Source organism: Dactylosporangium sp. NPDC005555 (genome assembly GCF_040605635.1).
GTDB lineage: Bacteria > Actinomycetota > Actinomycetes > Mycobacteriales > Micromonosporaceae > Dactylosporangium.
In genome coordinates this window covers 78692-91615 of the sequence record NZ_JBEXDG010000045.1, presented here as the reverse complement: position 1 = coordinate 91615, position 12924 = coordinate 78692, and the positions used below count along the sequence as shown (strand labels likewise).

Genomic DNA, 12924 nt, shown 5'->3' with positions numbered 1-12924 from the left:
TGACGGAGATCACCTGACCGCCCACCAGGAATTCCGGTGTCCGCGAGCCGGGACTCAACTGTCCGTCAGCAAGGATTTTTCACTGTCCGCTAGCACCGACCGCCTCGGACGGGAACATGCGGCGTGCTGGAGGAGTTCCGGCGGCGCATACCAGTACCTGCCGGTCAGCGGCAAGGCGGCGCCGCGCCCTGCACCTGACGGCGGGGGTCAGAGGTTGTCGCCGCCGGAGCCTTCAGCACTCCCGTTCCGCGCCCGCGGGCTGGACGGCGGTGTTCTGTCCGTTCCCGGAGCTGGCACCGGAGACCACGGCGATCCGCATGGTTGACGCACCTGTTCGTTCGTCGCGCGGTCCGTTGACGGGGTGAGAGGTGTGCCCCGTCGGAGGGTGTGCCTTGCGGTTACGTGCGCTGGGCCGGTACTCGGTATGCGGTCCCATTGGCCGGCAAGCCGCTGGCGGAGGCGGGCAGTGATGTGCGGGGTCTGCGGCAGTAGTAGACGAATGCGGGTGGCAGGTTGGTCCACACCGTCCGGCTGAGCACGACCTCTTCGAACCGTGAGCGCAGCACGCGCCGGAGCCGCCGGGCCGGCGGCGCCCACCGCGTGTGCGTGTAGGCGAAGGTGGTGAACGCGCCGTTCGGGGCTAGGCTGTCGACGACAGCGTCAAGCAGGTCGTCCTGACGCCCCGGCGCGAACGCCGCCCATGGCAGCCCGCTGACGATCACGTCCGCATGGTCGTGACCGTGCTGCGTCAGTACGTCGCGCAGGCCGCGGGCGTCGGTGACTGCGACGTCGACCTGGGGATAGCGGGCGGCCAGGCGGTCGGCGAAGCGGGCGTTGATTTCGATGGCCAGGTGCCGGCCGCGGCCGGCGAGCCGATGCTGGATCGCTGCCGTGAATGCTCCCATGCCGGGGCCGAGTTCCACGACCAGCGGGGCGCCGGTGCGTGGCACGGTCGCGGTGACCACGTCGGCCAGCTGTTTGCCGCTGGGGGTGACGGCGGCGACGGTGAACGGTGCTCGGAGAAATTCGCGCAGGAACGCGGCACGGTCGTCGCTGTTCGACACCGGTGACGGCGTGCTGATCGTCTCGGGTTTGGTGCTGGCGAGGGTGGTCATGATGTGGTGTGCCTTCCGGAAGCGTCGGGCTGGCTGGTGGAGAGCGAGGTCAGCACGCGGGTGAGCCAGTTGTTTCGGATGCGGCGGGCGGCCCCGCAGACGCGGGTGTGGGGTGGAGGGCGTCGAAGTCGCCGAGCATGGGCAGATCGGCTCCCCCAGGTGCCCGTGGCTGCGGCGGACGCTCAGAATGTGGGCTTGCCACCGACGGGAACCGCGTCGGTGTACTGCGACTCGCCCGCCAGCAGCGGCTGGAGCTTGGCGACGAACGCCTGCGCCTCCTCGGCCGCGAAGAACCTGGTGTGGGCATCCTGGCTGGTCCAGCCCTCGGCGACGGAAACGACGTCCGGGTTACCGTCGGAACGACTGACCAGGAAAACGATGCAGTCCTCGTTCGGCAGGGACGGCGCGTCGAGCAGCAATGCGACGAGTTCGCCACCCCTGCCCTGCTGCGCGGTCATGATGGCGTGAAAGCCGTGATTGACAGTCATAGCGATCCTTCTCTTGGCTCCTGCGGCGCTCACTTGATGTCGGCGGCGCCGGTTCGCTTGTGGCGTGGTCCACTCTTCGGTGTGGCCCGGTCGCGCTCATCAGTCATCCGTCTGCGACTTCGCGGGTTGCTGCGGCCGGCGACTTAGCGGGCTGACGGCATCACCGGCGGCGGCCGGGCCGATCTTCCGTTGGCCGGCCGGCGCGCAAGGGCCGAGCCGGTCCGTCCGCACGACCGAGGTGGGACGGGGCGCGGGCATCCACGGGCGGTTTGTTGCGGCGGCGTTAGGTCGTTTAACAGATGTACGGCGGCGACCAACGTTCGACCATCGAGTACATGACGAGGCCAGCCGGGCGCGGACCCACCGCATCGCCGCCATCCGTGCTCCGCATGCGCGAGGTCCGCGACCGGGCCCTGTTCGACCGGGACGACGGGCCGGTGACCCCGTCGAACCGCGCCGACCTTGTGGCAGTGGCGCAGCTGCTGAACGTGCTACTGGCGACTCTGGTCGTGTCGTCGTTGCAGTACGAGCAGCACGCCCTGCTCGTCCGCGCGCCGTCGGACCGGACGATCGCGGACTTCCTCTATGCCTGCGCCGACCGTGACCGCGACGGTGCGCGGCTGCTCGCGGCGCGGATCCAGCAGCTAGGGTTCGCCGCCGACCACGATCCGCAGCACCTGGCCGCCCGCTCACGGGTCGCATTCCAAACGTTCCCCGACGGGGACCTTGCCGGCATCGTGGCCCAGGATCTGGTCGGGGCGCGGATCCTCGTCCAGACGTTGCAGGAGGCGGTGCGCTGGATCAGCGACGACGATCCCACCACCCGGCGGCTGCTGGAGCGGCTGCTCGAGAACAAGGAAGCACAGGCCGCCGAGCTCGGTGCGCCCTCCTCCGCCGCCCGCCGGCCGCAGACAGCTACCGGGGATCAGCGCCCGACGACAGCGCATCCCTGAGCCCGGCGCGTGACGCCACGCCGAGTTTCGGAAAGATCCGGTACAGGTGCGCGCCCACGGTGCGGTGCGAGAGGTACAGGCGCTCGGCGATCTGCTTATTGGTCAGACCGCTGGCCGCCAGCTGAGCGATCTGGAGCTCCTGCACGGTCAGGTCGGCCGGCGCACCCGACGGTACGTCGGTGAGCCGGTACTTGGTGGCCCGTAGCTCGGTGTGGGTGCGTTCGAGCCACGGCACGGCGGCCATGGCAGCGAATCCGTCGCGCGCAGCAAGAAGGTGCTGGCGGGCCTGCGACGTCGACCTGGTCCGGCGCAGTTTCTCGCCGAGGGCGAGCCGGACCCGGGATGCCTCGAACAGCCACCGGTCCGCTGTGGGACTTGCCAGCAGCGCCTCCAGGCGGGTCGTCGCCGCGTCGTCGTCCAGGACGAGGAACCGCGCCCCGGCTTCGATGAGCGTCATCCGGGTCGACAATGCGGCGACGTCGGCGGCCCGCATCGCTTCGACGTGCGCCTTGGCCTCGGCCGTCCGCCCGGTCCGGACCGCTGCCTCGATCAGGTCGAACATCACCCAGGTGCAGTGCGGCACGTGCGAGGCGAGCACACCGGGCGGGCTCATCGCGGCGGCATGGCGGAAGGCGGCGTCCCAGTTGCCCTGGCCCAGGGCTGCCAGCGTACGCGGATGGTGGGCGAACAGGGCGGCGGCCGACACCCCGCGGGGAAGCGCCCAGTGGGTCATCTCGTCGGCGAGGGCGTACGCCTCGTCGAAGCGACCCCGGCCGGCGGCGATGATCGCCCGGTTGTACAGGAAGTACCACCTGAAGAACGAGAAGCCGCTGGTGTCGCAGACCCGCTGTCCCTCCAGCGCGAGCTGTTCGGCCTCGTCCCAGCGGCCGACAAGGTAGTCGTCCAGGCACAGGTGCATGAGGGCGCCGAGATGCCGGCGGGGTGGTCCGCCGTCCCGCCCCTGCCGGACCAGCCGCCAGGACGACTCGCGGCAGTCGCCCAGGCGGTCCAGGTATACCGACGCCGTGCCGATCCGCATGATGCGGGTGGGGTCGGCTTCGTCCGGCAATGAGTCGAGGATCCCGTCGATCTGCGGCAGCGCCGACACACCGGTGCGCACAGGGTCGGCAAAGGTCCGGCTCGCCAGCGTGAGGACGTCGGGCGGCCGCGGCTGCAGCCTGCCCAGCGCCTGGTAGAACGGCTCCCAGTACTCGGGGGCGCTGCCGTACCAGCACAGCAGCAGCAACGTGTGCATGGCCTCGATCAGCGCTGGGTCCTGAGCCTGATATCCGTGGTTGCCGGTCTCGATGGCGCCGACGAGGAGGCGGTGTGCGGTGTTCACGTCGGCGTCGCCGTCGAGCATCAGGAAGGCGGCCGCGTTGGCCGCGTGCAGCGAACCGGCGGCGTCCGGCGCCGCTCGGCGCGCATCGGTCAGCAGCGTCTGTGCGTCGACGACGGCGCCGCTGGCCTCAGCGCCGATGTACGCGGCCTCGGCGAGCCGCCGGCCCCGGCCGGCGCTCGTCGCGCTCAGCTCGCCGGCACGGATCAGCGCCGCGACCGCGGCGAACGCGTCCCCACGAAGCATGACGCGATGTGCCGCCTCCTCGAGCAGTACCGCCACCGCCTCGTCCGGGCCGATAGCGGCGGCAGCCAGGTGCCAGGCGCGGCGTTCCTGGTCACCGTGCAGTGCGCCGGCGAGGGCGATGTGCGCGCTGCGGCGCTCCTCGTGCGTCGACATCGCCACGATCGCTGATCGGATCAACGGGTGCCGGAACGCGACCCGGGCTGTGGCGTCGTCCACGCGGACCAGCTGCATCCGCTCCGCTGGGGCGAGGTCGGCGAGGCCGAACCCTTCCTCGAGAACGGCCCGCAGGACCCGGATGTCGCCGGTGCCCTCGAAGGTGGCGAGCAGCAGCAGCCGGCGGGTCGGCTCGGGCAGGTCGGCGATGCGTGCCGCGAACATCGCCTGCAACCGATCACTGAGCGGCACCACCTCCGGCTGTGCCGCCGTACGGTGGATGGCACCTACCAACGTCGACGGCAACTCCATCAACGCCAGTGGATTGCCCTGCGCGAGGTCGAGCAGCCGCTGCCGGACCCGAGCCGGCAACCGCGGAAAAGTGCCGTCGACCAACTGCCCGGCCGCCTCGTCGTCGAGCGGCTGAACAACCATCTCGGCCAGTCCCCGCGGATCCAGAAAGCTTGCTGTCCCCGTTCTGGCCGACGCCAGCAGCGCAGCCCGGCAATCCTCCAGGCGGCGGGCGATGAAGCCGAGCACGACGGCACTTGCCCGGTCGATCCACTGGATGTCGTCGACGAGCAGGAGCACCGGCGCTTCACCCGCCACCGCCTTGACCAGCAGCAGAGCGGCGTTGCAGACGAGTAGCGCGTCCGGCGGCGGGCCGGCGCCGAAGCCGAGTGCCACCGCCAACGCCTCCCGCGGACCAGTGGGCAGGCGCTCAAGGTCGGCGAGGACCGGCAGCAGCAACTGGTTGAGACACGAGTAGCTGACGTCGGCCTCGAACTCGGACCCGGACGCCCGCAGCACCCGCATCGCCGAGTCGAGACCGAGCGTCGCGACGGCGGCCATCAGCGAGGACTTGCCGACGCCGGGTTCGCCCCGGATCAGCCGTGCGGCTCCGCGCTCCCGCGCGCTGGCCAGGAAGGCGCTGAGCTGTTCAAGCTCGGCGCGGCGGCCGAAGAGTTCGATGGTCGCCACCTGCCTCACGGCGCCGGGCGCGGTGTCCTACGGCCATCCCCGGTCGACTGGTGAGCAGCCTCGTCGAAGGACACCACCCGGGGTCCGTCGAGCAGAACCGTGCAGGCCCTGTCGTCGGTCATCGTGCTTCCTCTCGCCACCGTCGGACGACGTGTGGCACTCCCACTCTCGACGCCACGCGCACCTCGAACCCACATGAAACCAGCCCAAGACCCAGAGTTGCTTGCCCAAAAGTCGCGAAGCTTAGCTTGATCCTGCCCGATCCGACCGTGGCCCCGGCCCGCATCTTGCCTGGCGCTGGCCGACGCATGTTGCAGCGGTTTTAATCACACATATGGCCCTCGACGAGCTCCGCAGCCTGCTTGCCCGCCACGTCCGGCCCGACCTGACGACCGGCATCGACGACGTCCTCATCTTCAAGGCCGACCGGCCGTACCCGCCGACGCCGGCCATCTACGGCCGGGTACTCGCCGTAGTCGCCCAGGGCACCAAACGGCTGGCGCTCGGTGATCGCGTCTACCACTACCGTGCCGGGCAGTACCTCATCTCGTCTGTCGACCTGCCCGTGAGCGGTCATTTCATCGAGGCCAGTCCGGACCGTCCCGGTCTCGGAGTCGGGCTGAACCTCGACCCGATCGCCGTTGCCGACGTGCTGCTCCAGGTGGCCCCGGGCGACCTGCCTGATGCTGGCGACGACCCACCGGCCGGCCTCGCCGTCGGCCCTGCGTCCACCGAGCTCCTCGACGCCGTCGTCCGGCTCGTGCGCCTGCTCGACCAGCCACGTGACATCCCGGTACTCGCGCCGTTGGTCAAACGTGAGATCCTCTGGCGGCTCATCACTGGCGACCAAGGTGCGATGGTCCGTCAGTTCGGTCTGCCCGACAGCAGCCTCAGCCATATTGCCCGTGCCGTGCGCTGGATCCGTGACAACTACATGCGGCGCTTCCTCGTCGAGGAGGTGGCACAACAGGCAGGTCTGAGCGTCTCGGCCTTCCATCGCAGCTTCTATGCCGTAACTGCGATGAGCCCGATCCAGTTCCAGAAACAGATCCGGCTCCAGCACGCCCGGCTCCAACTCGCCGCGGACGCCAATGACATCGCCGGCATCAGCCGCCGCGTCGGCTATGGCAGCTTTTCGCAGTTCAGCCGCGAGTACCGTCGCCAGTTCGGCGCCGCGCCAAGCCAGGACGCCACACGTCTGCGCACCGCTGGCCAGACCACGCCCTGACAGCGATGCTGCGGAATCACTGAACGCTTTCCGCGTTCCTGAGCATGGCGAGCTTGTCCGGGTTGTCAGGCATCGCGGGCGACCCTGTCCACCAGCGCGGCGTAGCTTCCCAGCGCCACGAACTCGGGCAGCGTGAGGTCGCTGCCGTGGCGCTGCCGCAGGACGGTGACCAGCCGCAGGGCGCGCAACGAGTCCCCGCCGGCGGCCAGGAAGTCGGTGGCCGGGTCGCGCGGCGCGGCCCCGAGCACCTCCTGCCAGGCCGCCGCCACCCGGGGCGCCCACCGGGCCCGCGCGTCGTCGTCGGCCGCCGGTCCGCGGGTGGCCACGGCCGGCAGCGGCGCGGTCGGGCCGGCCGCCAGCAGCCGGCGGAAGCCGTCGGCGAAGGTGCCCACCCGGTCCGCGGTGACGTGCCGGTGGTCGTACTGGACGGTGAGGGCGAGGCGGCCGGTGCCGGCGTCCAGTTCGGCGTCGACGGCGAGGCTGAACGCCACGTCCACGGTGATGCCCCGGCTGTCGACGATGCGGCTGCCGCCGTCGGCCGGCCCGTTCGGGAAGTGGGTCCAGTTGAAGAAGTGATCGAACCGGGGGCCGGCCCCACCGGTGCGGACGATCTCGGCGAGCGGGAAGCGGTGGTGTCCCATCAGCTCCCGCTCGACCCGCCACACCTCGGCGGCCAGCTCGGCCAGGGACCGGGTGCCCAGCTCCACGCTCACCGGCAGGGTGTTGAGGAACAGTCCGAGGGTGGCGTCGCTGCCGTCCCCCTCCGGCCGGCCGCCGACCACCAGGCCGCTGACCACGTCGTCCCGGCCGGAGAGTTCGCCGATCAGCCGCAGGTGGATGGCGAGCAGCCAGGACTTGATCGGCACCCCGGCGGTCCGGGCCGCCTCGGTGACCGCGTCGGTCGTGCCCTCCTCGAGCGGCACCCGCTGGGTGGTGGTGGTCCGCGGGTCCGGCCCGCCGAGCAGCAGCGGCGGCACCGCGCCGGGGCCGTCGAGCCAGAACCGGCGGGTGACCGGGTCGGCGAGGGCGCGCCGCTCGGCCGCCACGTACTCCCGGAACGGCAGGCCGGGGCGGGCCGGGCGGGCTGTGCCGCCCCGCTCCCGGTCGTACGCGGCGAGCAGGCCGGTGAGGAACAGGTGCAGGCTCCAGCCGTCGAGGACGGCGTGGTGCTCGGCGACGATCAGGGTGAACGTGTCGGCGTCCTCGCGGACGGCGTGCAGCCGCAGCAGCGGCGGGCGGGCCCAGTCGAAGGGGCGCACCCGCTCCTGCGCCACCAGCTCGTCGACCCGCGCCCGGCGGGCTTGCGGGTCGGCGTCGGCCAGGTCCGTCACCGGCACCTCGACCGGCACGTCCGCGTGCACGAGCTGCAACGGCTCGGAGTATGCGCCCAGCGCGAAACCGGTCCGCAGCACCGGGCCGGCGGCCACCAGACCCGCCAGCGCGCGACGCAGCGCCGCCGCGTCCAGGGGCGCGGCGATCCGGTGCGCGGTGACGTTGTGGTACATCGCCGGGTCGCCGGTCAGCTCGCAGTGGTAGACCATGCCCTGCTGCAGTGCGGTCATCGGGTACGCGTCGGCGAGCCCGGCGGGCAGCAGCACCCGGTCGGCGGCGGCGACCAGCGCGAAGCGCGCGGACTGCTCCGCCGCGGCGGCCGGGGTGGCCGGGATGGTCGGGGTGGCCCCGGCGAGGGTGATCTGCCCGTGCGTGACGAGCTCCCGGATCGACTGGTACGTGAAGATGTCGCTGAGCCGGAAGGACAGCCCCCGCTTGTTCGCCGCGACCTGCATCTGAATGCTGCGGATGGAGTCGCCGCCGAGGGTGAAGAAGCTGTCGGTCACGCCGACGGTCGCCGCCCCGAGGACCTCGCGCCACGCCTCGACCAGGATCTCCTCGGCCCGGTTGGCGGGCGACACCGCCGCGCTGTCGCGGGGCCGGTCGAGGCGGGGCGCGGGCAGCGCCGACCGGTCGAGCTTGCCGTTGCGGGTCAGGGGCAGCTCGTCGAGGAGCACCACCGCGGCTGGGACCAGGTGGGCCGGGAGCCGGTCGGCCAGCCAGCCGGTCAAGCGCTCCTCCAGCGGGCGGGCTGCCGGCCCGGCCGGGACGACCACCGTCTGGCGTGCGTCGGCGGCGTACTCCGGACGCACGGCGTGCAGGGTGTGCCGATCGGTGCCGACGAGCAGGTCGTCCTGTCGGGTGACGACGTCGAAGCCGCGCTTCTCGAAGAACGCGATCAGCTCGTCCAGCCGGCCCTCGGTGTCGGTGCCGACCGCGTCGTGCACCTCCATGGCGACCTGCGCGACCAGCGGCCAGTGCCGTTCCTCCACCCCGGCGAGCACGTCCGCCTCAGCGCGCTGCACGTCGATCTTCAGCAGATCGATCCGCTCCAGGGCGAGCTCGTCGAGGACGGCCGACAGCGGCCGGACCGGCACGGTGAGCTCCTGGCCGGCGAAGCGGTCCGCGAGCAGTTCGTCGACCCGGTCGAGCAGGACGTCCCGCTCGTTCGCGCCGGCGTCCCGTTCGTTGGCGAGGTACCGCTTGATGACCGCCACCTCGGCGTCCGGGTCGGCGTACACGGCGTGGCCGGACATCATCGAGTAGCCCGGGTAGTAGGTGAAGGACACCTCCCCGGCCGCCCGGGACAGCCCGAACCCGTGCGCTGTGGCCGGTACGCCGAACTCGGCGACGTTGCGCCGCAGCACGTCGGTCACCGACGGCACCGGCTCGAACGCGTGGATGGTCGCGTCCGGGCAGACGCTGTGGACGAAGAGCGAGAACATGCCGATGTTCGCGCCCACGTCGAGCACGGTCGCCCCGGGCAGCAGCACGATGCCGTCGCGCAGGTAGACCTGCTGGACGAAGATCTCGTCGTACAGGTAGCGGGTCTCGTGCGGGTTGATCCCGGCGATCCGCTCGAGGTCAACGGCCACCGCCCGGCTCCCCGGCCGGACGTAGGCGACGAGCCGGTCGCCGTGCCCGTCGTCGTCGCGGGCCACCACGGCGGCGTCGGCGACCTCCGGGTGCTCGCGCAGGACCGCGGCGACCTCGCCGGGCTCCACCCGGAAGCCATGGATCTTCACCTGGTCGTCCAGGCGGCCCAGGTAGCGCAGCCGAAGGTCGGCGTCGAAGCGGACCCGGTCGCCGGTGCGGTACACCCGTTCGGTGCGGCCGGACGGCAGGGCCACCGGCACGAACCGCCGCGCGGTGGTCTCCGGGTCGCCCAGATACCCGTCGGCGAGCTGCGGCCCGCTGACGCAGAGTTCCCCGGCCACGCCCGGCGGCACCGGCCGCAGCCGCTCGTCGAGCACCCAGACCGCGACGCCGGGCAGCGGCCGGCCGATGGTCGGGGCGTCCCCGGCGCGCACCTGCGCCGCGCTGGTGTCCACCGTGCATTCGGTCGGGCCGTACAGGTTGACCGCGCGGACGCCGGGCAGCGCCGCCACCGTCTCCCACAGGTCCGGCGGAATGGCCTCCCCACCGAGCAGCAGCAGGCCGGGCAGCCGGGTGTCACCCGCGCCGGCGAGCAGGATGCGCAGCTGGGAGGGAGTCAGGTCGAGCACGTCGACGTCGTGGTCGGCCAGCGCGGCGGCCAGCGCCGCCCCGTCCCGGCGGATCTGCTCGGGCACCAGGTACAGGCTGCGTCCGTGGCCGAGCTGCACGAGCTGCTTCACCGAGGCGTCGAAGGTGAGGGGGGCGTTCACCGCCACCCGCAGCCCCGGGCGGCTGTCCGCGTACACGGTCCGCTCCAGGGCGTCGGCCAGGTGCGCGGCGGCGCCGTGCGACACCTGCACCGGGCGGGGCGTGCCGGTGGAGCCGGAGGTGAAGATCACGTACGCCGGGTCGGCCGGGGCCGGCACCGCGGCGGGCGACCGGCCACCGGCCGCGACCAGCTCGTCGACCGTCACGGTGGACGGGCCGCCGACACCGACGACGACCTCCGCGCCGACCGCGCGGACCTGGGCGGCGAGGCGCTGCGCCGGGGCGTCCGGGGCCAGCGGGACGAACACCGCCCCGGCCCGCAGGACGCCGAGGAACGCCACGACGGTGTCCCTGGACCGGGTGGCCAGCACCCCGACCGGGGCGCCGGACAGTCCCCGCGCGGCCAGCGCGCCGGCCACCCGCGCGGCCCGTTCGCTCAGTTCACCGACGGTGTACGCGCCGTCGGCGGCGACCACCGCCGCGGCGTCCTGGTCGGTGCCGGCGAGGCCCGCGTCGAGCAGGTCGACGAGGGTACGCCCCGGCGCCTCGGACGTGGTCCCGGCCGCGTCGGCCAGCCAGCGGGCCTCCCCGTCGCTGAGCACGGCCGGCGGGACGCCCTCGGTGAGCGCTGCGGGCAGCGTCCGCAGGATCGCCAGCAGCGTGTCGAGCAGCCACTGCCCACCGACCACCCGCAGGGTGACCTGGTCGCCGTCGGTCAGCGCGGTGAGCTGTGGACCGGCGGCCGGCGGCGGGTCGGCGACCTCCACCGCGACGCCGTCGAGGCCGGCCACGGTGGCCGGGTCCACGGCGGGCGGCGCCGCGAACCCGGCGACGGCCGCCGACTGCTCGGACTGCTCGTTCACCGGTTCGACCAGGTGGAACGTGTCGTCGGCGGCGACCTCGGCGGCGCGGACGTGGGTCAGCAGGTCGGCGGGGGCGGCAGGCAGCGGCAGGGCCAGCCGGAGCGGGCCGTAGCCGCCCAGCGGGCCGACCACCTCGGCGGTGCCGGCGGCCTGGCGGCCGTCGCTCCACCGGGCCAGCACCAGGTCCGCCTGGTCGGCCCCGTCCGGTGCCTCGGCCCGGCGGGAGACCGCGAGGGCCCAGGCGGCGAGGAGCACGGTGGCCGGCTCGACACCCGCGGGCCGGGCGGCGTCGGCGAGGGCGGCGGCGGGCACGGTCGCGGTGACCACCGCGCTCGGGTCGTCCCCGTGCGGGGTGACCAGCCGCGCGGCCGGGACGGTGGGCGCGGGCGCCGGGGCCTGCTCCCGCTCCTCGAACTGCCACTCGGCGACGTCGAGGAACTGCAGCGCCTCGGGGTCGTCCGGCAGCGCCTCACCGGCGTAGGCCCGGGCCAGGTCGGCGAGGACCAGGCGCAGGCTGGCCGGGTCGGCGATCAACGGGATTGCGGTCAGCTCCAGGGCGTCGTCGGTGAGCGTGACCGACAGGTCGCCCTGCGCGCCGACCACCACGATGCGGCTGTCGTCCACGTCCTGCAACGGCACCCGCAGGCCGGGGTGGTGCACCAGGGTCAGCCGCAGCGCCTCGTGCCGGGCCACCACCGTGTCGACGGCGGCCTGCAACCGCACCCGGTCCAGCGGCCGGTGCAGCCGGACCCGGGCCCGGACCAGGTCCTGCTTCCCCGACCAGGCCAGCCGCTGGATCGGCGACAGACGGTATCCGTTCACAGCACACTCCGGTTGACGTAGAGGTCGGACATGGCGACGAGGATCTGCCGGTCGCCGCTGAAGGGTTCCCGCCCGTGGGTGGCCAGGAAGTTGTCCACGACCAGCACGTCGCCGCGCTGCCAGGGCACCGAGACGGCATGCTGCCGGTACAGCTCGCGGATGCCGGTGACCACCTCGTCGGGGATCGGCTCGCCGTCGCCGTAGTACGCGTTGCGGGGCAGCCCTTCCGGGCCGTACTCGCGTAGCAGCGCGCCGGACACCTCCGCCGGCATGTTGGACACGTGGAACAGGTGGGCGTGGTTGAACCAGACCGTCTCCCCCGTACGCGGATGGGTGGCGACCGCCTGCCGCCGGGCCCGGGTGCGCAGCCCGTCCCCACCCAGCCAGGTGAACTCGGTCGCCGAGGCGGCGCAGTACGCCTCCACCTCGGCCCGGTCGGTGGTCTGGAACGCTTCCTGCCAGGGCAGGTCCAGGTGCGGGCCGTAGTTGCGCACGTAGCGGACGCCGGAGCGCAGGAACCGCTCCCGCACGTCGGCGGGGATCAGCGGCATGATGACCCGCTCGCTGGCCAGCGGGGTGGCCCCGCCGCTGCCGGTGGCCGGCTGCGCGCACCAGAAGTAGAGGTAGGTGGGCCAGTTGTGCGAGTAGGACATCTCGTGGTGCAGCGGGATCCACTGCTCGGCGTTGAACTCGGTGGAGGTGAACACCCGGTCGGCGACCTCGTGGCGGGGGGCGGCCCGCTCCAGGTAGCCGAGCAGGTCCGGGCTGACCGCCCGGGCGGCGTGGCTGAAGTCGTCGGCGGTGCCCACCTCGAAGCCGCGGAAGAACACCGCGCCGTAGCGGTCCAGGTCCCGCAGCAGTTCCTCGCCCTGGCCGGCGAGCCAGGCGGCCAGGTCGAGGTCGGGGACGGTGGCCTCCGTGAGCAGCACGAACTTGTCGTCCACGAGCACCCGCCGGGACACCGGCGAGGTGACCGTGCCGGTTCCGCGCCGGCGCGGCGCCGGCCCGCTCACGCCGCCTCCGCTGCGCTCCGGCAGCGC

7 protein-coding genes are annotated in these 12924 nt (G+C 72.7%); 2 read left to right on the top strand and 5 right to left on the bottom strand.

Translation table 11 applies throughout. The features are described from left to right. Nucleotides 1-398 precede the first annotated feature (398 nt). Both ABZS58_RS36465 and ABZS58_RS36460 read right to left on the bottom strand, forming a co-directional pair. Complete coding sequence (locus ABZS58_RS36465; protein WP_354787862.1) at nt 399-1115, bottom strand: SAM-dependent methyltransferase; 717 nt, start codon at nt 1113-1115, stop codon at nt 399-401. 182 nt (nt 1116-1297) lie between these two features. Next, nucleotides 1298-1573 (bottom strand): antibiotic biosynthesis monooxygenase, encoded by a 276-nt coding sequence (locus ABZS58_RS36460; protein ID WP_354787860.1) that lies wholly within the window; start codon nt 1571-1573, stop codon nt 1298-1300. Nucleotides 1574-1938: 365 nt separating this feature from the next. On the opposite strand from ABZS58_RS36460, the gene ABZS58_RS36455 reads away from it, so the two are divergent. Continuing rightward, on the top strand, nt 1939-2556 hold the full coding sequence (locus ABZS58_RS36455) for a ferritin-like domain-containing protein (RefSeq protein WP_354787858.1): 618 nt from the start codon (nt 1939-1941) through the stop codon (nt 2554-2556). Here the strand turns inward: ABZS58_RS36455 and ABZS58_RS36450 are convergent. Further along, on the bottom strand, nt 2519-5275 hold the full coding sequence (locus ABZS58_RS36450) for an AAA family ATPase (protein WP_354787856.1): 2757 nt from the start codon (nt 5273-5275) through the stop codon (nt 2519-2521). The two genes, ABZS58_RS36455 and ABZS58_RS36450, sit on opposite strands and share 38 nt — an antisense overlap. 334 nt (nt 5276-5609) lie before the next feature. Here ABZS58_RS36450 and ABZS58_RS36445 point away from each other — a divergent pair, with 334 nt between their 5' ends. Continuing rightward, the gene (locus ABZS58_RS36445) at nt 5610-6503 is read left to right on the top strand and encodes an AraC family transcriptional regulator (protein WP_354787854.1); all 894 of its coding nucleotides are present in this window, start codon (nt 5610-5612) and stop codon (nt 6501-6503) included. A gap of 65 nt (nt 6504-6568) precedes the next feature. Here the strand turns inward: ABZS58_RS36445 and ABZS58_RS36440 are convergent, their stop codons facing one another. Together ABZS58_RS36440 and ABZS58_RS36435 are read right to left on the bottom strand one after the other, a co-directional pair. Continuing rightward, nucleotides 6569-11884, bottom strand: a complete 5316-nt coding sequence (locus ABZS58_RS36440; RefSeq protein ID WP_354787852.1) for an amino acid adenylation domain-containing protein — start codon at nt 11882-11884, stop codon at nt 6569-6571. Beyond that, nucleotides 11881-12897, bottom strand: a complete 1017-nt coding sequence (locus tag ABZS58_RS36435; protein WP_354787851.1) for a TauD/TfdA family dioxygenase — start codon at nt 12895-12897, stop codon at nt 11881-11883. The genes ABZS58_RS36440 and ABZS58_RS36435 overlap by 4 nt, the downstream gene beginning before the upstream one ends. Nucleotides 12898-12924 lie beyond the last annotated feature (27 nt).

Bases quoted from the DNA above. Each gene is read 5' to 3' on its own strand.
- ABZS58_RS36465 (WP_354787862.1), bottom strand. From the start codon at position 1,115: ATGACCACCCTCGCCAGCACCAAACCCGAGACGATCAGCACGCCGTCA.
- ABZS58_RS36460 (WP_354787860.1), bottom strand. From the start codon at position 1,573: ATGACCGCGCAGCAGGGCAGGGGTGGCGAACTCGTCGCATTGCTGCTC.
- ABZS58_RS36455 (WP_354787858.1), top strand. From the start codon at position 1,939: ATGACGAGGCCAGCCGGGCGCGGACCCACCGCATCGCCGCCATCCGTG.
- ABZS58_RS36445 (WP_354787854.1), top strand. From the start codon at position 5,610: ATGGCCCTCGACGAGCTCCGCAGCCTGCTTGCCCGCCACGTCCGGCCC.